Raw genomic sequence first — 21,842 nt, forward strand, 5'->3', positions numbered from 1 at the left:
CGTGTGAAAAAGCACCGCAGGAGAACCGCACTGGTCGGGGTGGGGGCCCTCACCGCCGGTCTGCTCCTCACCTCACCCCAGTCCGCCGAGGCGGCCAACCTCGTCAAGAACCCCGGCTTCGAGACGGACGGCACGGGAGGGATGCCGTACTGCTGGGAGAAGTCCGGCTGGGGCGACAACGACTTCACCTTCGAGACGACGACTGACGCCCACAGCGGGTCCAAGGCGATGAAGGTGTCGCTCACCCGCCGCGTCGACGGCGACCGCAAGGCGCTGATCACCGAGTCGACGGACTGCGCGCCGGTGGTGACGGCGGGCAAGCAGTACGATCTCGGGCTCTGGTACAAGACCACCACACCGGACGCGAACATCACCCTGTTCCGGCACGACACGACGGCCGGCTGGCAGTACTGGACCGACCTCAAAACCCTGGAAATGCAGGGGAGTTGGACCCAGGCGACCGTCCGCACGCCCGAGGTCCCGGCCGGCACCGACCGCATCACCTGGGGTGTCTCCGTCTACGGCACCGGCTCGGCGACCACCGACGACTACACGATGGACCAGGTCCCCGACGTCACCCCGCCCGCCACCTGCACCGGTACGGCGGACGAGTGCGCGAACGGCCGCTGGGACGTGCTGCCCACGCAGAACCCGGTGCGCTCCATGCACTCCGTCGTCCTCAACAACGGCAAGGTGCTGCTGATCGCCGGCTCCGGCAACAGCGAGGAGAACTTCAACGCGGGCACGTTCACCTCCGCCGTCTACAACCCGGCCGACGGCTCCTACAAGGTCATCCCGACCCCGAAGGACATGTTCTGCTCGGGCCACATCCAGCTGCAGGACGGCCGGGTCCTGGTGCTGAGCGGCAACAAGGCGTTCCCGGCGGCGGACGGTTCGCACGGCTACGAGGGCTACAAGGACTCGTACATCTTCGACCCGAAGACCGAGACGTACAGCAGGACCAACGACCTGAACGACGGCCACTGGTACCCGTCGGCGACCGAACTCGGCAACGGTGACGTCGTCTCCTTCGGCGGTCTGCGCGAGGACTCGACCGGCTCGGTGACCGCCGAGTACTGGTCGAACGCCCAGCAGAAGTGGCTGGCGCTGTGGCAGGTCAACCAGACCTGGTCGTACTGGGGTCTGTACCCGTCGATGATCCTTATGCAGGACGGCCGCCTCTTCTACTCGGGCAGCCATGTCTTCGGCAACAACATCCCGGGGACCGGTTCGGCGGTCTACGACTACAACGCCAACACGGTCACGCAGGTCCCCGGCCTGCAGAACAAGGATCAGCGCGACCAGTCCGCGAGCGTGCTGCTGCCCCCGGCGCAGAACCAGAAGGTCCTCACTCTCGGCGGCGGCAACATCGAGTCCAACCCGGAGGCCAACCGCCTGACCGACGTCATCGACCTCAAGCAGGCCAACCCGTCGTACGTCGCCGGACCCCCGATCCCGCAGGGCACGGTCGACCTCGGCAACGGTCCGGTGGCCGAGACCGGCAACCAGGGCAAGATGTACGTCTCCGCGGTCCTGCTGCCCGACGGCAAGGTGCTGGAGACCGGCGGCGGACTGCACAACCGCGCCAACCCGGTCCACGAGGCCTCGCTCTACGACCCCGACACCAACACCTTCGACCCGGTGGCCGCCGACCCCCAGGCCCGCGGCTACCACTCCTCCGCGTTCCTGCTGCCCGACGGCCGTGTGATGGCGACCGGTGACAACCCGGGCAACGGCACCTGGAACCACAACGTGTCGATCTACACCCCGCCCTATCTGCTCAAGGGCGAGCGCCCGACGATCACTTCGATGATCAACTCGGAGTGGCACTACGGCGACACCCAGCGGATCACGGTCGATCACCCCGTCGTCAAGGCCGAGTTGATCCGCCCGGCCGCCGTCACCCACTCCTCCGACCCGAACCAGCGGTTCGTCGACCTGCCGCTGTCCGTCGACGGCAACAACGTCGACCTGAACGTGACGAGCAACCCCAATGTGGCCCCGCCCGGCTGGTACATGCTCTTCGCGGTCGATGCCAACGGCGTGCCCTCGGTGGCCAAGTGGGTGCACCTCCAGGGCCCGCAGGCACTGAGCGCCGCCACCGCCGACGCCCACATCCACTCCTTCGCCGACTCCCTGTCGGGCGAGGTCGCGGGGCCAGGCAAGAAGCGCACCTCGGTGAAGGTCCCCGTCACCGTCTCCGGCTGCGACCGGCACTACGGCTCGGTCAACGTGTGCGTGCCGACGGTCTTCCCGAAGGGCGTGAAGAGGACGACGGCCTCACGGTGCAGCTGGCTGAGGACGAATCATTACGGCCGCCTGAAGGTCAACGGCCGGGACGACCCGCTGGGCCTCGACCCGAACAAGGACGGCCTGGCCTGCGGAAAGGCGGATCTGAGGAAGAGCTAGCTCGCGAACTCCTCCAGGGCGCGCGTCACGATGGCCACCAGCTGCTCGTGGTGCGCGCCCTTCCAGTACGCGCGGCCGCAGTCCCTGCACTGCGCGAAGACGTCGTACGACCGGTGCGTGCCGCCCTGCAGCTGGTCGGCCACCTCTTCCTTGGTGGCCTCCTTCAGCAGCCCGTTGCAGGCGGTGCACCGTGTCCAGGGCCGCAGCTCGGGCCGGAACCTGTCGAGGACGTCGCGGAGTTGGTCCTCGGGCCGGGTGCTGTAGACATACGCCCCGGCCCACAGCTCGCGGCGGCGCAGCAGGCCACGGTCGCGGCTGAGCATGACCCGCTGCTCGGCGGCCGAGCGGGCGGCGAGAGCGGGGTCGCCGATGTCCGTGGACTCGTACGCCGTGTCCACGCCGAGCAGGCGCAGCCGGCGCGCGAGCGTGCCGAGGTGGACGTCGAGGAGGAAGCGCAGGGGAGCGCCGGGAACCTGCTGGGGGCGGTCGACGGGCCGGACCTCCACGGTGTCGCCCGCGACGGGGACGTACGAGTGCGGCACCTTGCGGCCGTCGACCCACAGCGTCCCGACCTCGGTGAGCGGCACGCCGGCCGACTCGACGACGTGGCCGAGGGAGGAGACGCCGTCGGTGACGAGCGTCCGGTGCGGCCCGCGCTGGACGAACAGGGCCAGGTCGGGGGCGAACTCGACGTGGATCTCGGGACCGTTCACCCGGTCAGGATGTCACGGGTGAGAGCGCGGGGCTCAGGGCTTTTCGGTGGGGAGGCCATGCTCCAGGACGTCCAGGGCGCGGTCCACGAGGTCGCTCAGCTCGCCCTCGAAGCCGTTCTCGGCCCAGTACATGGAGGTCTCCATGAGGCCACCGATGAAGGACATCGCGTAGACGCGGACCTCGATGCTGTCCGGCTCCAGGCCGTGGCGCTCGGCGATGACCTCGCGCAGCAGGCGGCCGGTGGCCGACATGCTCTCGACCATGCGGGAGCGGACGGCGGGGACCTGGACCGCGAGGTGGGCCCGCATGCGGGCCACCTCCGGGTCCTCCCGGTTGTTCGCGTCGATGGCCAGGTGCATCACGTGCCGCACCGAGTCGATCCACGACTCGCCGGCCGGCCGTGCCCGCAACTCCTCGGCCATCAGCGGGTCGTACTCGTCCGTGAGGACGATGTCCTCCTTGGTCGGGAAGTACCGGAAGACGGTCGACGGCGACACCTCGGCCCGGTCGGCGATCTGCTCGATCGTGGTGGCGTCGTAGCCCTGCTCCTTGATCAGCCCGTAGGTCGCGGCGCGGATCGCCTCGCGGGTCTTGATCTTCTTGCGTTCGCGCAGGCCGAGCTGGGGTCGGTCGGCGGGGGAGGAGAAGGGGGAGGGTGCGGCCGTCATGGGGTTCATTGTCAGGCATCCTCCGCGGCGGCGACCAAGCCGGGTTCGGCGCTGTCCGCCTGCCGCTCGGCCGTCCCCCGAGGCAGCAGGGCCGCCGCCAGCAGCGCGGAGACCAGGGCGGCGACACCGCACACCAGCAGGACGACGCTCATGCCGTGGACGTACGCGCTGTTCGCGGAGGCGGCCAGGTGGGCTGCGTTCTCGGGGTGCGCCTTCTCGGCGATGATGTGCGCCGCGACCACGGAGTCCCCGGCAGTGTCGGCGGCCTGTGCGGGCAGCCCCGTGACGTCGAGCCGGTCGCGGAAGATGCCGGAGAGCAGACTGCCCAGCAGGGCGATGCCGATCGCGGCGCCGACCTGGCGCAGCGTCATGAGCAGCCCGGAGCCACTGCCCGCGCGGTCGCGGGGCAGGGTGCCGAGGGCGCCGTCCATCGCGGGCACGACGGAGAAACCGAAGCCGAATCCGGTGATCGACAGCCACAGCGCCGTGAAGCCGTAGCCGGAGTCGACCGTCGTACGGCTGCCGAGCAGCGCGGCGAAGGCCAGTACCACCAGACCGGCGCTCACCGTCGCGCGCGGACCGAACCTGGCGACGACGGGCCCCGCACCCCGCGCGGCGACCATCAGACCGCCCATCATCGGCAGGAGCCGCAGACCGGTGCCGAAGGCGTCGTGCCCGAGAACGGCCTGGAGGTACTGCGGGAGCACGAACAGCAGGCCCGACAGGACGAACATCACCAGGGTCGCGGCGAGTGTGTTGAACAGGAAGCCGCGGTGGGCGAGCAGGGTCATGTCGAGCATCGGCCGCTCGGCACGCCGCTCGCGCAGCACCAGAGCGGCGATCAGGACCACCGCCGCGGCGAACATGACCAGCACCGGGGGGTCGCCCCAGCCGCGGTCGGGCGCCTCGATGATCGCGTAGATCAGGGCGCCGAGTCCGGTCGCGGTGAGCGCGGTGGACAGGGCGTCGACCCGGGGAGAGGCGGGGTCCCTGGTCTCGGGGAGCAGGAAGACGCAGGCGGCGATGCCGATCGCGGCCATCGGGACGTTGACCAGGAAGACCGAGCCCCACCAGAAGTGGTTGAGCAGCCAGCCGCCGATGATCGGGCCGAGCGGCAGGCCGAGCGCGGAGGCGGCGGAGATGATGCCGACGGCCTTGGTGCGCTCGTCGGGGCCGAAGAGCGAGGGCAGCACGGAGAGCGCGAGCGGAGTGATCAGCGCGCCGCCGATGCCCATGAACGCCCGGGCCGCGATGACCCAGTTCACATCCCCGGCCAGTGCGCCGACCAGCGAGCCGGCAAGGAAGACGCCGAGCCCGGCGATCAGCATCCGCCGCCGTCCGAAGCGGTCGCCGAGCAGCCCGGCGGGGAGCATCAGCGCCGCGAAGACGACGACGTACGCGTCCGCCATCCACTGCTGCTGGCCGGTGGTCGCGCCGAGCTCGCCGGCCATGGTCGGCAGCGCCACGTTGAGGATCGTCATGTCGAAGCCGAGCGTGAGCATGCTCGCGACCAGGGCGCCGAGGGCCCACCAGCGACGAGGGTCCAATGTGGAAGTAACCATGAAATGAGAGTAGCTCTCAAAACATAGCTACTGTCAATCAGTTTGGGCATGCAAAAAGGGCCACGGCTCTGAAGCCGTGACCCTGGGGTGCTGCGAGGTGCTACGAGTGGCTAGCCGTGCTGGTAGGCCACCAGCGAGATCCCCACGTAGTGGACGATGAACGCGGCCAGCGTCAAGGAGTGGAAGACCTCGTGGAAGCCGAACCAGTGCGGTGACGGGTTCGGCCGCTTGATGCCGTAGATCACGCCACCCGCGCTGTAGAGGAGGCCGCCCACGATCACCAGGACCAGCACCGCGATGCCGCCCGCGCGCATGAAGTCCGGCAGGAAGAAGACGGCCGCCCAGCCCATCGCGATGTAGCAGGGGGTGTAGAGCCAGCGCGGTGCGCCGACCCAGAAGACCCGGAAAATGATGCCTGCCGCCGCGGCACCCCAGATGCCCCACAGCAGCCACTGCCCCTTCGCGCCCGGCAGCAGCAGCATCGTCAGCGGTGTGTAGGTGCCCGCGATGATCAGGAAGATGTTGGCGTGATCGAGCCTGCGCAGGACGCCGTCCATGCGCGGGCTCCAGTTCCCCCGGTGGTACAGCGCGCTCACGCCGAACAGCAGACAGGCCGTCAGGGCAAAGATCCCGCAGGCGATGCGGCCTCTGGTCGAGTCCGCGAGCGCCGTGAGTACCAGGCCCGAGACGAGCGCGGCGGGGAACATGCCCAGGTGCAGCCAGCCGCGGAGCTTCGGCTTGATCGGCTCGGCGAGCTGCTGGGCGTGCTGCTTGATCTGGTGCGGGATGGAGGGCGCATCGGAGCCGCGGCCGGCGGCCGGCGTGTCCGTTGGCGCGTCGGGGACGGGCGCAGTCATGCCCTGCATCGTACCTACGGGACCGTAAGTTGCGGATGAGCGCGGGCCGAGAACGGGCCAAGAGTGGCCATCATCTCACGGGAGTTGACGCCCTCGGCCGTCAGGCAAAAGAACCTTCAGATGAACTCAACGTGCACGCAAAAACACGCTTGGAAACACGCTGTCGCGTGACGATCCCCACTCCGCTCACCTGTGAGGCCCTCTGGACAGATGGGCACTCTCGTCGGATGATCAAATGAGTGCGGTCGGCACCGGATGAGCGCTGAAGATCCAGCGGATCCAGCCACGAAGCATCCGGGTCGCAGCCCCCACGGGGCCTCCAAAAACAAAAATCCCTCATTTAGGAGCAATCGTGGCGCGCGACATCGCGGCTCCCCCCGTCATCCCCACCAAGCATCAGGAACTGGTCTCGTGGGTGAACGAGATCGCAGCACTGACCCAGCCGGACAACGTGGTCTGGTGTGACGGATCCGAGGCCGAGTACGAGCGCCTGTGCGAGGAGCTCGTCGAGAAGGGCACCTTCAAGAAACTCGACCCGATCAAGCGCCCGAACTCCTACTACGCGGCCTCCGACCCGACCGACGTCGCGCGCGTCGAGGACCGCACCTTCATCTGCTCCGAGAAGGAGGAGGACGCGGGCCCGACCAACCACTGGAAGGCCCCCGCGGAGATGCGCGAGATCTTCCAGGGCGAGAAGGGCGTCTTCCGCGGCTCGATGAAGGGCCGGACGATGTACGTCGTCCCGTTCTGCATGGGCCCCCTCGGCTCGGACCTCTCCGCGATCGGCGTCGAGATCACCGACTCCGCCTACGTCGCGGTCTCCATGCGCACGATGACGCGCATGGGCCGGCCGGTCCTCGACGAGCTCGGCTCCGACGGCTTCTTCGTCAAGGCCGTGCACACCCTCGGAGCGCCTTTGGAGGAGGGCGAGAAGGACGTCCCCTGGCCGTGCAACTCGACCAAGTACATCTCGCACTTCCCCGAGAGCCGCGAGATCTGGTCCTACGGCTCCGGGTACGGCGGCAACGCGCTGCTCGGCAAGAAGTGCTACGCCCTGCGCATCGCGTCGGTGATGGCGCGGGACGAGGGCTGGCTGGCCGAGCACATGCTGATCCTGAAGCTGACCCCGCCGACCGGTGAGTCCAAGTACGTTGCCGCCGCCTTCCCGAGCGCCTGCGGCAAGACGAACCTCGCCATGCTGGAGCCGACGGTGCGCGGCTGGACGGTCGAGACGATCGGCGACGACATCGCCTGGATGCGCTTCGGCGAGGACGGCCGCCTGTACGCGATCAACCCCGAGGCCGGCTTCTTCGGCGTCGCGCCCGGCACCGGTGAGCACACCAACGCCAATGCGATGAAGACGCTGTGGGGCAACTCGGTCTTCACGAACGTGGCGTTGACCGACGACAACGACATCTGGTGGGAGGGCATGACGGAGGAGACTCCGGCCCACCTGACGGACTGGAAGGGCAACGACTGGACGCCGGAGTCCGAGACCCCGGCCGCCCACCCCAACGCCCGGTTCACCACCCCCGCAGCGCAGTGCCCGATCATCGCGCCGGAGTGGGAGGACCCGAAGGGCGTGCCGATCTCGGCGATCCTCTTCGGCGGCCGCCGCGCCACCGCAGTCCCGCTGGTCACGGAGTCCTTCGACTGGAACCACGGCGTCTTCCTCGGCGCCAACGTGGCCTCCGAGAAGACCGCCGCAGCCGAGGGCAAGGTCGGCGAGCTGCGCCGCGACCCGTTCGCCATGCTGCCGTTCTGCGGCTACAACATGGGCGACTACATGGGTCACTGGATCGACGTGGCCAAGGACAAGGACCAGTCCAAGCTGCCCAAGATCTACTACGTCAACTGGTTCCGCAAGAACGACCAGGGCAAGTTCGTCTGGCCCGGCTTCGGCGAGAACAGCCGCGTACTGAAGTGGATCGTCGACCGCCTCGACGGCAAGGCCGAGGGGGTCGAGACCCCGATCGGCATCCTGCCGACCAAGGAGGCCCTCGACACCAACGGCCTCGAGCTCTCCGACTCCGACCTCGACTTCCTGCTCACGGTCGACAAGGAGGTCTGGCGCGAGGAGGCCGCGCTGGTCCCCGAGCACCTCAACATCTTCGGCGAGCACACCCCGAAGGAACTCTGGGACGAGTACCGCGCCCTGGTCGAGCGCCTGGGCTGAGCCCCGCTCCCCGATACTCCGCGGTCGGCACTGGGGGTACCTCCCACGTCCTTTAGGCAGTGGGGGAGCCCTGACCAGTGATCGTCACGGCCGGCCGCGGTGAGGTACGGCGAGGCCGCGTACAACGGCGTACGTGGCTCGGGCCCGCCGTGCCGGTTCCGTCCGCCCCGACGGAACCGGCACGGCGGGCCTTCGCCGTTGGGGTGCCGGTGCTCTGCCGGGTGCGGGTCCGTCGTGGCTGATCGCGCCCACGCGGCGGAGCCGCACATCGATACAGCCCCGCGCCCCTATGGGCGCGGCTGTGCTGCAGCGGCTTTTGGCTTTCAGGGGCGCGGGGAACTGCGCGACAAGCCACGACGAACCCGCAGCCGCCAAGCAACACGAACCCAACGGCGAATAGGCACCCCGGCCCAAGCCAACGCAGTGCTGTGGCTCCCGGTCCGCGCGTCGCTGCGGGTGCACGCGGACCGGGGCCGTCAAGGGAGCCCGGAGGGCTCAGTGGGACGCGAGCTCGCGCGGCTCCAGAGCCGCCGCGTGGACGTCCATCTGCTCGGCGGCGAGAATCGCGGCCGCCGTGTCGGCGCGGGAGGCGGCGACCACCAGTGCGCGCCCGGCGAGGGCGTGGGCCCTGCGGTGCAGGGCTGCGGGGTCGTCCTCGGACGCCGTGACCGGCATGCGGACCGGCGTCATGCCGCCCCGCAGTCGGGCCACCTGCGCGGCGAGGCGCTCGGCCGCGGTGTCCAGATCCCCGGAGGGGCTCGCTGCGCGCAGCTCGTCCGTGACGGCCAGCAGCGCCCCGAGATGACCCGCGAGCTGGATGTCCAGCTCCTCCTCACGGGACCGGTGCGGAAAGTCGGAGGTGGTGCCGGCCATCGTGCTGTGGACCGACTTGGTGCGGATCGGTTCGTACATGGATGGCCTCCTGTGCAGTCAGGAAACCATCCTAGCTTAGATTTCGTCTAAAGTTGGCTGTAACCGTCGAGGAAATTCCCGATCCGGGTGACCGCGTCCCGCAGATCCCCGACCGACGGCAGGGTCACGACCCGGAAGTGGTCGGGCTCGGACCAGTTGAACCCGGTCCCCTGCACGACCATGATCTTCTCGCGGCGCAGCAGGTCCAGGACCATCCGCCGGTCGTCCTTGATCTTGAACACCTTGGGGTCGAGGCGCGGGAAGAGATACAGCGCCCCCTTCGGCTTCACGCAGCTCACGCCCGGGATCTGGGTGAGCAGCTCGTATGCGACGTCGCGCTGCTCCTTCAGCCGCCCGCCCGGCAGCACCAGGTCGTTGATGGTCTGCCGCCCGCTCAGCGCGGCGACCACGCCGTGCTGCCCCGGCATGTTCGCGCACAGGCGCATGTTCGCCAGGATCGTCAGACCCTCGATGTACGAGTCCGCATGGGCGCGCGGGCCGGAGATCGACATCCAGCCCACCCGGTAGCCCGCCACCCGGTACGCCTTCGACATGCCGTTGAAGGTGAGGGTCAGCAGGTCGGGGGCGACGGCGGCGGTCGGTGTGTGTGTGGCGCCGTCGTAGAGGATCTTGTCGTAGATCTCGTCCGAGCAGACCAGCAGGTTGTGGCGGCGGGCGATGTCGGTGAGCCCCTTGATCATCGCCTCGTCGTAGACGGCCCCCGTCGGATTGTTGGGGTTGATGATGACGATCGCCTTGGTGCGGTCGGTGACCTTGCGCTCCACGTCGGCGAGGTCGGGCATCCAGTCGGACTGCTCGTCGCAGCGGTAGTGCACCGCCGTGCCGCCGGAGAGGGAGACCGCGGCGGTCCACAGGGGGTAGTCGGGCGACGGTACGAGGACCTCGTCGCCGTCGTCGAGCAGGCCCTGCATGGCCATCACGATCAGCTCGGAGACGCCGTTGCCCACGAAGACGTGCTCTACGTCCGTCTCGATGCCGAGGGTCTGGTTGTGCATGACGACCGCCCGGCGGGCGGCCAGCAGGCCCTTCGCGTCGCCGTAGCCGTGCGCCGTCGACACGTTGCGGAGGATGTCCTCCAGGATCTCGGGCGGGCACTCGAAGCCGAACGCCGCCGGGTTCCCCGTGTTCAGCTTGAGGATGCGGTGACCGGCCGCCTCGAGCCGCATCGCCTCCTCGAGCACCGGGCCCCGGATCTCGTAACAGACGTTGGCGAGCTTGGTCGACTGGATCACCTGCATGTCTGGGAGCTTACGGCCCGGTAACGCGTCTTGGCCCGTGTTATCCGCCACGTGAGACGTGGGGTTTGGGCTGTTATCGCCGGTAGCTGTCCCACGGGTCCCGCCCGTCTCTACAATGCGCGGCCATGTCCAGGCCACCTGAGTACGAAGACGGGACGAACGGCGTGAACGACGCGCATGGTGCGACCGGCTCGTACGGCGCGTACGGTGCGCACCCGGACGGCGGCGCCCCTCAGGGCCCGCCGAACGTGTACCACCCGCAGCCGGAGTCGGCCCCCTCATATGAGGAGTACGCCGATCCGGCCGTCGCGCACGGCTGGCTGAACGCGTACGACGAGACGAGCGAGCTGCCCCAGATGGCGGGTGGGACGCACGAGCTGCCCCCGGTGGTGGGCGGGCCGGGCGAGATGCCCCCGCTGGCTGAGGTGCCGGGCGAGGTCCGCCGTGCCGGGGCCGGCAGGCGTGCCCGGCGGAAACCCCGCCCCTGGCGCTCGCGGCGTATCGCCGTAGCCGCAGGTGCGGTAGGGGCGGTGTCGGCGGCTGCCCTGATCGCCGGTTTCTCCTTCGCCGGGTCTTCCTCCGGGCCTTCGGGCGGTGCCCAGGGCAAGAAGGAGAGCACGACCCCGACGGCCGGCGACTCAGCCGGGCCCACGAATCCGGAGTCCTCCGATGGGGCGGCCGCCGGTCCGTCGTCCGGAGGCGGGCCGGATCCGTCGGCAACGGCCTCCCCGAGTCCGAGCGCGTCCGCGAGCCGCACCGCCTCCGGGGGTGGTGCCCCGAAGCCCTCGGCCGGCACCACCAGTGCCGGCGGCACGACAACCTCCGCACCCGCTCCCAGCACCAGCAGCATCTCGGGGCCGGGCAACTCCGGCAGCAATCCCGGTCATGGCGGCACGAAGGGTCCCAAGTGGCCGTAGGGCTCGATGGGTTGATCCTGCGGAGCGGGGGTATGTGCGGGCTGTGCCGCCCGGCGGCGCGCTGCATGTCGATACAGCCGGGTCGGCCGCGGGGCGCCGACTGCGGTCCGAAAGCAACTCCTTGCCCAACCGCCCCTCTCCCCTCACAATGCACATGTCAAAACTATGGGCGGCCGGAAAATCTCCGGTCGCCCAAGTCGCAAGAGGGGACCCCCACATGAAGAAGCCTCTCCTCGCCGTGCTCTCGACCCTGGTGATAACCGGGGCGGGCATGGCGCCCGCCGTCGCGGCGCCGCTGCTCACGGACGGCGTGGCCACGAAGACGACGACGAAGACGGCCACGCCCACGATCAAGGCCGTCAACTTCGCCGGCACCGTGGCGCTCAGCAACTGCTCCGGGTCCGTCGTCCGCTTCCCGAACTCCGCGGACACCGACCCGGCGCTCGTCATGACCAACGGCCACTGCCTGGAGACCGGGTTCCCGGAGCCGGGCGAGGTCATCGTCGACCAGGCCTCCAGCCGTACCTTCAGCCTGCTCAACTCCTCCGCCACCAAGGTCGGGACGCTGCGCGCGAGCAAGGTCGTGTACTCGACGATGACGGACACGGACGTCACGATCTACCAGCTCACCACGACCTACGCGAAGATCAAGAGCACGTACGGCATCAGCCCGCTCACCGTGCAGGACACGCACCCGACCGCGGGCACCGCGATCACGGTCGTCTCCGGCTACTGGAAGAAGACGTACGCCTGCAACGTCGACGGCTTCGTCTACCGCCTCAAGGAGGGCGACTGGACCTGGAAGGACTCGCTCCGCTACACCTCCGCCTGCCAGACCATCGGCGGCACCTCGGGCTCGCCCGTCGTCGACAACGCCACCGGCAAGGTCGTCGCCGTCAACAACACCGGCAACGAGGACGGCGAGCGCTGCACCGAGAACAACCCCTGCGAGGTCGACGCGAGCGGCAACGTGACCGTCCGCAAGGGCATCAACTACGCCGAGGAGACCTACCAGATCCCGGCCTGCTTCACCACCGGCAACAAGCTGAACCTGAGCGCCGCCGGCTGCACCCTGCCCAAGCCGTAGTCCCGTAGCTCACTGCCGGTTGGCGTTCCGTCGCACGGGACTGCGACGGACCGCCCGACCCGCCAGCACGTCCGTCCGCCGGCCGTCCTCGATGACGAACCGGCCGTCGACGAGGACGTACGGAATGCCCGTCGGAAGCGTGCGCGGATTCTCGTACGTGGCCCCCGCGGCCACCGTCTGCGGGTCGAACAGCACCAAGTCGGCCTTGAAGCCCTCGCGGACCAGGCCCCGGTCCGGCAGCCGCAGCCGGGCGGCGGGCCGCGACGTGAGGTGGGCGACGCACTCCTCCAGCGACAGCACGCCCAACTCCCGTACGTACCGGCCGAGATACTGCGGGAAGGTGCCGTAGGCGCGCGGATGCGGCTTCGTGCCCTGGAGGATGCCGTCCGAGCCGCCGGTGTGCACGCGGTGCCGCATGATCGCCCGGACGTTCTCCTCGTGGCCCACGTGCTGGAGGATCGTCGAGCCCAGCCGGTCCGACAGCAGCAGGTGACGGGCGGTGGCCCAGGGAGTCTCGCCGCGCGCCCGGGCCGACTGCAGGATCGTACGGCCGACGAAATCGCCCAGCCCCGCATCCGCCACACCCGAGATCTCGATCGTGTCCCACTCGATGGGCACGCCGTGGCAGCCGTCCGCGCCCACGACCTCCATGTGGTGCCGGATCCGCTCCGCGGTCTCGTCGTCCGCCAGCCGCTTCAGGACCGCCTCGGGCCCGCCCTCGCTCGCCCAACTCGGCAGCATCGCCACCAGGGTGGTGCAGCCGGGAGTGTAGGGGTACGTGTCCAGGCTGATGTCGGCCCCGGCCGCCAGGGCCTGGTCCAGCAGCGACAGCAGCTCGGGTGCCCGGCCCTCGTTCACGCCGAAGTTCATGGTGGCGTGGGCGAGATGGAGTGAGCAGCCCGCCTCCCGGGTCAGGGCCACCATCTCCTCGTACGCCTCCAGGGCGCCCGCCCCGTACGAGCGGTGATGGGGGCAGTAGTAGCCGTCGTACCCGGCCACCACCCGGCACAGCTCGGTCAGTTCGGCGTCCTTGGCGTACATGCCGGGCGTGTAGGTCAGCCCGGAGGACATGCCGACCGCGCCCTGCTCCATGCCCTCGGCGACCAACTGCCGCATCCGGTCGAGCTCCTGCGGGGTCGCCTCGCGGTCCTCCCAGCCGACGGCGAGCATGCGGACCGTCCCCTGCGGGATCAGATAGGCCGCGTTCACCGCGATCCCCTGATCCAGCCGGTCCAGGTACTCGCCCACAGAACGCCAGTCGAAGTCGATGTCGTCGCCGTACCCGTTCCAGCCGGTGATCGCGCGGCGCACCTCGGCGAGCGTGCGGTCGTCGACGGGGGCGTACGACAGCCCGTCCTGACCCAGGACCTCCAGCGTGACCCCCTGCGCGGCCTTCGCGCTGTGGTCCGGGTCGCGGAGCACGGCCAGATCGCTGTGGGCGTGCATGTCGATGAAGCCGGGGGAGAGGACAAGCCCCTCCGCGTCCAGCTCCCGGCGCGCCTCGGGGCGCTGGCAGCCCGCGGCGGCCGCCTCCTTGACGACCGAGACGATCCTGCCGCCGTCGACCACCACGTCCGCGCGGTACGACGGCTCACCGCTGCCGTCCACGACGTCCGCGTCCCGGATGACGAGCTCTTCCACGGCCTGCCCCCTAGAAGAAGGTACGGATGTAGTCGACCACCGTGCCGTCGACCTCCGCCACCGGGATCAGCTGCCACTTGTCGAAGGACGTGCACGGGTGGGACAGACCCATGCCCAGCCAGTCCCCGACCTCCAGGTCCGCCTCGTCCGTCGTCCGCAGCCAGGCGTGCTGGTCCGACAGCGCGGTCACCGAGATGCCGGTCGCCGGACGCTCGGCGCCGTCCCGGCGGACGACCTGGGCGAAGGGGAGATCGAGGTCGTACGCCGCGTCCCGCTTGCCGGCGTTGACGAAGGCCTGCTCGGCGGAGGGGCGGGAGACGACCTGGGCCCAGAGCCGGAAGGCGGGCTCCAGGGCGCCCTCCTCCGGGACCCGGTTGAAGGGGGTGAGCTTCCGGTAGTGGCCGTCGTCGTGCGAGACGTAGGCGCCGGAGCGCAGCAACTTCAGGACCGGGACGGAGAGTTCGGGGATCTCCGCGAACACGTCGGCCACCGCGTCGAACCAGGCACTGCCGCCCGCGCTGACGACGATCTCGTCCGCGTCCTTGAAACGGCCCGCCCTGTCGAAGTCGACGGCCAGCGCGACCAGCCGCCGCAGCCAGGCATGCACCCGCTCCGGGTCGGCCTGCGGGACCTCGCCCTCGTAGCCCGCGACCCCGACGAGCCGCAGCGTCCCCGTCCCGGCCACGGCATCGGCGATCGCCGCGCACTCCGCTTCCGTACGGACCCCGGTACGGGCGCCCTCACCGGCCGCCAGCTCGACGACGACGTCCAGCGGCCGGGCTGCCCTGCGCAGCGCAGCGTCCATCAGCTCCACTCCGCGCACGGAGTCGACGTAGCAGACGAGACGGAACTCGGGGTCGGCGTCGAGCTCGGCCGAGATCCACTGCAGGGCGGCCGGGTCGACCAGCTCGTTGGCGAGGAAGACCCGCTGGATCCCGAACGCCCGCGCCACCCGCACCTGGTGGGGCACCGCGAGCGTGATGCCCCAGGCGCCGCGCTCGATCTGCTGCCGGAACAGCTGGGGGGCCATGGTGGTCTTGCCGTGCGGGGCGAAGGCGAGGCCGTGGCGCGTCGCATACGCCTCCATGAGTGCGAGGTTGTGCTCCAGGCGCTCGGCCGACAGCGCGAGGACGGGGGTCGCGAAGCCGCCGGTGAAGAGGTTGCGGCGCTGGGCCGCCAGCTCGCCGACGGTCAGGCCGTCGGCGTCCGGCGGGAGGCCCTTGAACCGGTGGTCGACGCGTTCCCCGGCGAGCCGGGCGAGGTCTTCCGTGCCCATGAGGCCTCCCTGATCAGGCGAGTTGCAGTATGTGCAACGCTCATTGCGTATATCGCTTACCGCTGTCTAACATCTCGGCCAACGCGGGGTCAACGGAGCCGCCGCCACCCTGCGCAGACCTAGGAGCTACGACGATCGTGACCGTCAGCGGACCCTGCAACCCCGGCGTGGTCGATGTCGTCACGCTCGGCGAGTCCATGGTCACGTTCCTGCCCTCCCGGCCCGGCCGCCTCGCCGACGTCCCCTCCTTCGACCGCGCCATCGGCGGCGCGGAATCCAACGTGGCCTGCACCCTGGCGGCCGCCGGGCACTCCGTGCGCTGGGTGAGCAGGGTCGGCGCCGACGGGTTCGGCGACCACCTCGTCGAGGCGATCGGCGCGTACGGCGTCGACGTCACCGCCGTACGACGGGACCCGGCACGCCCGACCGGCATCTACTTCCGCACGGCCGGCGACCGGTCGACCGCCGCCCACGAGGTGGCGTACTACCGGACCGGCTCCGCGGCCTCCGCGATGACCGTCGCCAACACGGACCTGAACGCGGTACGCACGGGCCGGGTACTGCACCTGTCGGGGATCACGGCGGCGTTGTCGGAGGGCTGCCTGGGGCTGATGCGCGAGCTGACCGCACCGCGGCCCGGTCGCCCGCTGCTTTCCTTCGACGTCAACTACAGGCCGGGCCTGTGGCCGGACGCCGACGGAGCGGGGGTGCTGCTGGAGCTGGCACGCGGTGCCGACGTCGTGTTCGTGGGGGAGGACGAGGCGGAGGAGGCGTGGGGGGTGACGGGCGGACCGGAGGCGGTTCGCGCTGCGCTGCCCGAGCCACAGGTGTTGGTGGTCAAGCAAGGAGGAGTGGGGGCCACAGCCTTCGTGTCGCCCGCGGGTGCTCGTGGGCTGGTCGCTCCCCCACTCTCGACTTCGCTCGAGCGGGGGGACCCCCATCGCGGCGGAGCCGCTGATGGCTGCAGCCCCGCGCCCCTGAATCCGACCGGCGGCCACGCCGTGCCGCCAGCGGACAGCCACGCCGCGCAGCCTGCGGGCCGCCACTGCGCGGAGCCTGCGGGCAGTCGTGCCGCCGGGGCGGCTCCCGACCCGCAGAAAGGCGGCACCCCGCCGGCGCGGGCGAGCGAAACCCACCTCCGCCCAGCCCCGCCGCCGAGCACCTTCGTCCCCGCCCTCGCCGTGGACGTCGTAGCAACCACCGGCGCCGGAGACGCCTTCGCCGCCGGGTTCCTGTCGGCAAGCCTGCGCGGCCTCCCGGCAGGGACCTGCCTGCGCCACGGCCACCTCACCGCGGCAGCCACCCTCACCGCCCAGGGCGACCTCGCCCCACCCCCCACCCGCCACCACGCCGACCGCCTCGCCGCCCTCGACGACGACGCGTGGGGGAGACTTCGACTCGGCCCCGGCTGGACGCAAGCCGATGATCACGCCCTGGAGCGAGCCGTCGATCGGGCCGACGAGGAGGTACGTACGCCATGAGCCAGACCGTCGACCGCGCGCTCAGCATCCTGCCGCTGCTCGCCGAGGGCCCCGCCGACCTCGGCCAGGTCGCCGACCGCCTGGACGTGCACAAGTCCACGGCCCTCCGCCTGCTGCGCACGCTGCACGAGCACGGCCTCGTCTACCGCCAGTCCGACCAGCGCTACCGCCTCGGCGCCCGCCTCATCGCCCTCGCCCAGGAGGCCATGGAGAACCTCGACATCCGCGAGATCGCCCACCCCCACCTCGTACGCCTCAACGAGCGGTGCGGGCACACCGTCCACCTCGCCGTGTACGAGGAGTCCGAGGTCCTCTACATCGACAAGGTGGAGAGCCGGTACCCGGTCCGGATGTACTCACGGATCGGCAAGCCGGTCGCGATCACCGTCGCCGCGGTGGCGAAACTGCTCCTCGCCGACCTGCCCGAAGGGGAGCGCCGGGCGCTCGCCGACAAGCTCGACTACCCCATGTACACCTCCCGTTCCACCCCCAACGCCCCTGCTTTCCTGCGTGAGTTGGACAAGGTGCGCGAACAGGGCTGGGCCACCGACCTCGGTGGCCACGAGGAGTCCATCAACTGCGTCGCCGCACCGATCCGCGGCGCCGACGGCCGGGTCGTGGCCGCGATGTCGGTCTCCGCGCCGAACGTCGTCGTCACCGCCGACGAACTCCTCACCCTGCTCCCCCTGGTGCGCCGCACGGCCGACGCGATCAGCGGGGAGTACTCCGGAAGAACGCCGGTCAAGGACAGTCAGTGAACAACAGCCAGTGAAGGAAAGCCCGTGACCGAGAAGATCGCCCTCACCCCCAAGACCCACACCACTCCGCCCGCGAAGTTCTCCCACGGCGTCAAGAAGGGCAACATCCTGCAGGTCGCCGGCCAGGTCGGCTTCCTGCCCGCCGAGGAGGGCAAGCCCCCCACGCCCGCCGGCCCGACCCTGCGCGAACAGACCCTCCAGACCCTCGCCAACGTGAAGGCGATCCTGGAGGAGGGCGGCGCGAGCTGGGACGACGTGATGATGATCCGCGTCTACCTCACGGACGTCGACCACTTCGCCGAGATGAACGGCATCTACAACACCTACTTCGAGGAACAGGGCCTCACCCAGCCGCCCGCCGCGCGCACGACGGTCTACGTCGGTCTGCCCGCGGGTCTCCTCATCGAGATCGACGCGCTGGCCGTACTCGGCTGACGGTCTCTCAACTCCCGCACACCGTACGCACTCACGGCGCGGCGCCCGCCATCCCCTGGGCGCCGTGCCGCGATCCCCCCTGCCCGAAGGCCCATGCATTTACGTAGAGGACCCCCAAATGTCCCTCCCGCTCGCCGCAACAGCCCCAGCCCCCGTGCCCCCGCCCCACACCGGAGGCCTGCTCCTGCTGGTCGACGGAACGGCCGGCCTCCTCACCGTCGCCGCCATCGGTATCGCCCTGCTCCTCTTCCTGATCATCAAGGTGAGACTCCAGCCGTTCGTCGCGCTGCTGGCCGTCTCCATAGCCGTCGGCCTGCTCGCCGGCCTCTCGGTCACCGAGCTCTTCGGCACGGTCCAGCGTTCGGACGCGGTGTCCACCATCGAGACAGGGATGGGCGGCATCCTCGGCCATGTCGCGATCATCATCGGCCTGGGCACGATGCTCGGCGCGATCCTCGAAGTCAGCGGCGGCGCGGAGGTGTTGGCCTCCCGCCTGCTGGGGCTGTTCGGTGAGAAGCGGGCCCCGCTCGCGATGGGTCTGACCGGCCTCATCTTCGGCATCCCGGTCTTCTTCGACGTGGGCATCTTCGTGCTCGCCCCCATCGTCTACGCCGCCGCCAAGCGCTCGGGCAAGTCGATCCTGCTCTACTGCCTGCCGCTGCTGGCAGGCCTGTCGATGACCCACGCGTTCCTGCCCCCGCACCCGGGCCCGGTGGCCGCGGCCGGTCTGCTCCACGTGGAGCTCGGCTGGGTCATCCTGATGGGCGTCGTCTGCGGCATCCCGGCGGTACTGGCCGCCTGGGTGTTCTCCGCATGGATCGGCCGCCGCATCTTCGTCGCCGTACCGCAGGACATGGTGGAGGCGGCGGCGGAGGCGAAGCTGGCCATCGTCAACGAGCAGCGGGAGCAGGGGGTGGAGCCGCGCGAGCACCCGGTGCCGCTGGGCACGGTGCTGGGCATCATCGGCACCCCGCTGATCCTCATCCTCGCGGCCACCTTCTCCTCCATCGCCCTGGACCCCTCCACCGGCCGCTCGGTGATCGAGTTCTTCGGCCACCCGTTCGTGGCCCTGACGATCGCGCTGCTCCTGGCGTACTACCTGCTGGGCATCCGCCGCGGCTGGTCCCGCAAGTCCCTGGAGACGGTGTCGACGGCCTCGCTCAAGCCGGTCGGCAACATCCTGCTGGTGGTCGGCGCGGGCGGAGTCTTCGGCGCGATCCTCAAGGCGAGCGGTGTCGCCCAGGCCCTCTCGGACACCTTCCACGACGTGGGCCTCCCGGTGCTCGTCCTCGCCTACCTGATCTCCGTGGTCCTGCGCGTGGCCCAGGGCTCGGCGACCGTGGCGATCGTCACGACGGCCGGCATCGTCGCCCCCCTCCTCACGGAGGGCCACCACTCCCAGGCCTTCGTCGCCCTCGTCATCATGGCCATCTCAGCGGGCTCGATCTTCGCCTCCCACGTCAACGACGGAGGCTTCTGGATGGTCGCCAAGTACTTCGGCATCAGCGAGCGCGACACCCTGAAGACCTGGACCGTGCTGGAGACGGTGCTGTCGGTCGTGGGGTTCGTGGTGGCGGCGGTGCTGAGCTTGTTCGTGTAGGCGCATGTAGGCGTCTGATAACGAAGTCGGGGCTGGCTGTGTCCGCCACAGGATCTTCGACCATACTGCCCGCTGTGGAGCAGCGCATAGGATCGAGCAGCCAGCCCCTGAAGGGCGAGCCCGTGACCGGTGCCGGATTCGACCCGGCCTTCATCCCCGGGCTCACCTCACCCGTCTCCGAGAAGCCTGAGGAGGTCGAGGAGGTCGAGGCGGAGGACGCCGAGTCCGCCGAGCCCGAGGACGTGGATGTCGCGTCCGGGGAGGCGGAGGCCAAGGCCGAGGAGCAGGAGCCGGCCGCGGAGGACGAGGACGAGGACGAGGTCCCCGAAGGGCCCGTCTTCGAGGCCTCCGACCGGCGCGCGAAGATCGTCGCCGATCACAAGGGCGTCCGGCTCACCCTGGACGACCAGGAGTGCGAGTTCCGCTGGGACGAGATCGGCGCCGTGGAGACCGAATCGCCCCGCTTCGGCAAGCGGTTCACCATCACCGTCCACACCCCTGACCGCCGCTGGTACCCGATCGAGATCGAGGCGACGGCCAGGGCGCGCTTCAGCGAGTGGGACGAACAGCTGGACGCGGTCCTCGACGCGTACTTCGAAGAAGGCGCCGAGGAAACCAAGGACACCGACGGCACCGACGTCGACGTCGAGGACGTCGACTAGCTGCTAGCTGCAGTACTGGGCCGCCTTGCCGATGGACCGGTACATACAGTCCGCGTTCTCCAGCAACTGCAGCACCGCATCCCGGTTCCGTGACGTCTCCCGCTCGATGACCTCGTCGGGCGGGTAGAACCCGCCCCCGGCGCTGGACGTCGGATACATCTCGAAGGTGTAGTCGAAGATCTTCTGGCTGCCCCAGAGATAGTCGTCGATCGACCCGTCCGTGATGTACAGGTCACTCGACTGCTCGGCGGTGTACCCGTTGCTCGCCGCCATCTTCTGCCCCACGGCCTTGAAGGCGGCGGCGTCGTCCGCCGTCATCCCGGTCGCGGTGTCCGAGTAGGTGTACCCGAACGGCCACAGCACGAGCTCGCTGTACGTGTGGAAGTCGATCCCGGCGGTGATCTGCTGCTTGCCGCCGACCACCCGGCTGCGTACGAAGTCGGCGACCACCTTCACCTCGGGCGCGGACTCGGCCGAGGCACCGCGGTAGGTCTCGGACGAGGTGGAGCCAGAAGAGCCGCCGCAGCAGCCCCACTTGTAGTTCCAGTTCCGGTTGAGGTCCGTACCGACGTACGAGGAGCCGGAGTTGGGCTGCCGGTTCTTCCGCCACGACCGGTACGAGCCGGACGCGATGTCGTACTCGCCGCCGTCCGGGTTGAGATCGGGCACGATCCAGATCTCGCGGCTGTTCACCAGGTTGGTCATGCGGGAGTCGCTCCCGTAACCGGCGCCCAGCTCGCGCAGCAGATACAGCGCCATCTCCACCGTCAGGTGTTCCCGCGCGTGCTGGTGGAAGGTGAAGAGAACCTCCGGCTCGTTCTCGTCCGTCGCCACGTTGTCGCTGACCTTGATGGCGACGATGTCCCGGCCCTGGTACGACTTGCCGATCACCCGCCTGCTCATGATGTTCGGATAGGCCGCGAGCCGCTGGTCGATCTCCGTGTTCATCTCGGCGTAGTTGTGGTACTTCGAGTCGGCCGAGGGGAAGTCGTAGAGCCGTACGCCGTCCGAGGGCGAGGAGCGGTCCGGGGCCGAGCCCAACGGTGAGACGTCGTAGCCCTGTCGGCGGAGTGTGCTGATCTGTGCCGCCCGTCCGGAGACCACCACCGTCTCCTCGTCGGCCTCGTCCACGGTCACACCGGCCGCGGCGATGGCGGTGCGGGTGACGGGGGTGTTGTGGTCCACGTGGATCTCGTACTGGCGGACGTCGTCGGCCGAAGGTGCCGCCTTGTGGGCGCTGTTGGCCGTCGCCGAGACGGGTGCCGTGAGGGCGAGGGCGAGCAGGGCGGCAATTGCGGCGCTGCGTCTGCCGCTGCGGGCGCCGGAGCCTCGTATCCGAAGTCGCATGAAGTCTCCTAGGGAGGTGGGGGTGGTTCACTGCGACGTGCCTGTGAGGTGCCTGTGCGGGTGCCGCCCATCGTCAGGGAA

General features: G+C 69.7%; 18 protein-coding genes. 9 read left to right on the forward strand and 9 right to left on the reverse strand.

Annotation, left to right across the window (positions count from 1 at the left end; genetic code table 11):
• Window positions 1-3: 3 nt before the first annotated feature.
• Window positions 4-2,409, forward strand: coding sequence for a galactose oxidase-like domain-containing protein (locus tag EDD92_RS29735; protein ID WP_123967176.1), 2,406 nt, complete (start codon window positions 4-6; stop codon window positions 2,407-2,409).
• Here EDD92_RS29735 and EDD92_RS29740 read toward each other — a convergent pair.
• The 4 genes from EDD92_RS29740 to EDD92_RS29755 form a co-directional block, all read right to left on the reverse strand.
• On the reverse strand, window positions 2,406-3,122 hold the full coding sequence (locus tag EDD92_RS29740; RefSeq protein ID WP_123967177.1) for a Mut7-C RNAse domain-containing protein: 717 nt from the start codon (window positions 3,120-3,122) through the stop codon (window positions 2,406-2,408). The genes EDD92_RS29735 and EDD92_RS29740 overlap by 4 nt on opposite strands.
• A gap of 33 nt (window positions 3,123-3,155) precedes the next feature.
• Window positions 3,156-3,800: a TetR/AcrR family transcriptional regulator gene (locus EDD92_RS29745; RefSeq protein WP_185124157.1), complete on the reverse strand. Its 645-nt coding sequence runs from the start codon at window positions 3,798-3,800 to the stop codon at window positions 3,156-3,158.
• 2 nt (window positions 3,801-3,802) lie between these two features.
• Entirely contained in the window at window positions 3,803-5,353 is a 1,551-nt protein-coding gene (locus EDD92_RS29750; RefSeq protein ID WP_123967179.1) for an MFS transporter, read from the reverse strand.
• Window positions 5,354-5,463: 110 nt separating this feature from the next.
• Window positions 5,464-6,210, reverse strand: a complete 747-nt coding sequence (locus EDD92_RS29755; RefSeq protein ID WP_123967180.1) for a hemolysin III family protein — start codon at window positions 6,208-6,210, stop codon at window positions 5,464-5,466.
• A gap of 352 nt (window positions 6,211-6,562) precedes the next feature.
• Between EDD92_RS29755 and EDD92_RS29760 the strand changes: the two genes are divergently transcribed.
• Window positions 6,563-8,386, forward strand: coding sequence for a phosphoenolpyruvate carboxykinase (GTP) (locus EDD92_RS29760; RefSeq protein WP_123967181.1), 1,824 nt, complete (start codon window positions 6,563-6,565; stop codon window positions 8,384-8,386).
• 495 nt (window positions 8,387-8,881) lie between these two features.
• On the opposite strand, the gene EDD92_RS29765 is transcribed toward EDD92_RS29760, so the two are convergent.
• Both EDD92_RS29765 and EDD92_RS29770 read right to left on the reverse strand, forming a co-directional pair.
• Complete coding sequence (locus tag EDD92_RS29765; protein ID WP_123967182.1) at window positions 8,882-9,298, reverse strand: hypothetical protein; 417 nt, start codon at window positions 9,296-9,298, stop codon at window positions 8,882-8,884.
• 47 nt (window positions 9,299-9,345) lie between these two features.
• On the reverse strand, window positions 9,346-10,557 hold the full coding sequence (locus EDD92_RS29770) for a pyridoxal phosphate-dependent aminotransferase (protein WP_123967183.1): 1,212 nt from the start codon (window positions 10,555-10,557) through the stop codon (window positions 9,346-9,348).
• Between the two features lie 125 nt (window positions 10,558-10,682).
• Here EDD92_RS29770 and EDD92_RS29775 point away from each other — a divergent pair, with 125 nt between their 5' ends.
• Both EDD92_RS29775 and EDD92_RS29780 read left to right on the forward strand, forming a co-directional pair.
• Window positions 10,683-11,474 carry a hypothetical protein gene (locus tag EDD92_RS29775; protein ID WP_260326833.1) on the forward strand — a complete coding sequence of 264 codons (792 nt, stop codon included), beginning with the start codon at window positions 10,683-10,685 and terminating at the stop codon, window positions 11,472-11,474.
• A 217-nt stretch (window positions 11,475-11,691) separates the two neighbouring features.
• Entirely contained in the window at window positions 11,692-12,561 is an 870-nt protein-coding gene (locus tag EDD92_RS29780; RefSeq protein ID WP_123967184.1) for a serine protease, read from the forward strand.
• Between the two features lie 9 nt (window positions 12,562-12,570).
• Here the strand turns inward: EDD92_RS29780 and EDD92_RS29785 are convergent, their stop codons facing one another.
• Window positions 12,571-14,202: an amidohydrolase family protein gene (locus EDD92_RS29785; RefSeq protein WP_123967185.1), complete on the reverse strand. Its 1,632-nt coding sequence runs from the start codon at window positions 14,200-14,202 to the stop codon at window positions 12,571-12,573.
• Between the two features lie 10 nt (window positions 14,203-14,212).
• Complete coding sequence (locus EDD92_RS29790; RefSeq protein ID WP_123967186.1) at window positions 14,213-15,478, reverse strand: amino acid deaminase; 1,266 nt, start codon at window positions 15,476-15,478, stop codon at window positions 14,213-14,215.
• Between the two features lie 137 nt (window positions 15,479-15,615).
• Between EDD92_RS29790 and EDD92_RS29795 the strand changes: the two genes are divergently transcribed.
• The 5 genes from EDD92_RS29795 to EDD92_RS29815 all read left to right on the forward strand — a co-directional run bounded on the left by EDD92_RS29795 (window position 15,616) and on the right by EDD92_RS29815 (window position 20,414).
• Window positions 15,616-16,959 carry a sugar kinase gene (locus EDD92_RS29795; protein ID WP_399184378.1) on the forward strand — a complete coding sequence of 448 codons (1,344 nt, stop codon included), beginning with the start codon at window positions 15,616-15,618 and terminating at the stop codon, window positions 16,957-16,959.
• Complete coding sequence (locus EDD92_RS29800; RefSeq protein WP_123967188.1) at window positions 16,956-17,717, forward strand: IclR family transcriptional regulator; 762 nt, start codon at window positions 16,956-16,958, stop codon at window positions 17,715-17,717. The genes EDD92_RS29795 and EDD92_RS29800 overlap by 4 nt, the downstream gene beginning before the upstream one ends.
• Before the next feature lie 24 nt (window positions 17,718-17,741).
• A complete protein-coding gene (locus tag EDD92_RS29805) occupies window positions 17,742-18,152 on the forward strand; it encodes a RidA family protein (RefSeq protein WP_030929699.1) in 411 nt (136 codons plus the stop codon).
• Between the two features lie 118 nt (window positions 18,153-18,270).
• Window positions 18,271-19,752 carry a GntP family permease gene (locus tag EDD92_RS29810; protein ID WP_123967189.1) on the forward strand — a complete coding sequence of 494 codons (1,482 nt, stop codon included), beginning with the start codon at window positions 18,271-18,273 and terminating at the stop codon, window positions 19,750-19,752.
• Between the two features lie 74 nt (window positions 19,753-19,826).
• The gene (locus EDD92_RS29815) at window positions 19,827-20,414 is read left to right on the forward strand and encodes a hypothetical protein (protein ID WP_123967190.1); all 588 of its coding nucleotides are present in this window, start codon (window positions 19,827-19,829) and stop codon (window positions 20,412-20,414) included.
• A 3-nt stretch (window positions 20,415-20,417) separates the two neighbouring features.
• On the opposite strand, the gene EDD92_RS29820 is transcribed toward EDD92_RS29815, so the two are convergent.
• Window positions 20,418-21,761, reverse strand: a complete 1,344-nt coding sequence (locus EDD92_RS29820; RefSeq protein WP_123967191.1) for a M14 family metallopeptidase — start codon at window positions 21,759-21,761, stop codon at window positions 20,418-20,420.
• Window positions 21,762-21,842: the final 81 nt, after the last annotated feature.

Origin of the sequence: Streptomyces sp. TLI_185 (genome assembly GCF_003814765.1) — a bacterium.
Classification (GTDB): Bacteria; Actinomycetota; Actinomycetes; order Streptomycetales; family Streptomycetaceae; genus Streptomyces.

What these genes read in the sequence shown, in the direction of transcription:
- EDD92_RS29765 (WP_123967182.1), bottom strand. Translation starts at nt 9,298, where the DNA reads ATGTACGAACCGATCCGCACCAAGTCGGTCCACAGCACGATGGCCGGC.
- EDD92_RS29790 (WP_123967186.1), bottom strand. Translation starts at nt 15,478, where the DNA reads ATGGGCACGGAAGACCTCGCCCGGCTCGCCGGGGAACGCGTCGACCAC.
- EDD92_RS29810 (WP_123967189.1), top strand. Translation starts at nt 18,271, where the DNA reads ATGTCCCTCCCGCTCGCCGCAACAGCCCCAGCCCCCGTGCCCCCGCCC.
- EDD92_RS29820 (WP_123967191.1), bottom strand. Translation starts at nt 21,761, where the DNA reads ATGCGACTTCGGATACGAGGCTCCGGCGCCCGCAGCGGCAGACGCAGC.
- EDD92_RS29770 (WP_123967183.1), bottom strand. Translation starts at nt 10,557, where the DNA reads ATGCAGGTGATCCAGTCGACCAAGCTCGCCAACGTCTGTTACGAGATC.
- EDD92_RS29750 (WP_123967179.1), bottom strand. Translation starts at nt 5,353, where the DNA reads ATGGTTACTTCCACATTGGACCCTCGTCGCTGGTGGGCCCTCGGCGCC.
- EDD92_RS29755 (WP_123967180.1), bottom strand. Translation starts at nt 6,210, where the DNA reads ATGACTGCGCCCGTCCCCGACGCGCCAACGGACACGCCGGCCGCCGGC.
- EDD92_RS29780 (WP_123967184.1), top strand. Translation starts at nt 11,692, where the DNA reads ATGAAGAAGCCTCTCCTCGCCGTGCTCTCGACCCTGGTGATAACCGGG.
- EDD92_RS29745 (WP_185124157.1), bottom strand. Translation starts at nt 3,800, where the DNA reads ATGAACCCCATGACGGCCGCACCCTCCCCCTTCTCCTCCCCCGCCGAC.
- EDD92_RS29800 (WP_123967188.1), top strand. Translation starts at nt 16,956, where the DNA reads ATGAGCCAGACCGTCGACCGCGCGCTCAGCATCCTGCCGCTGCTCGCC.
- EDD92_RS29775 (WP_260326833.1), top strand. Translation starts at nt 10,683, where the DNA reads ATGTCCAGGCCACCTGAGTACGAAGACGGGACGAACGGCGTGAACGAC.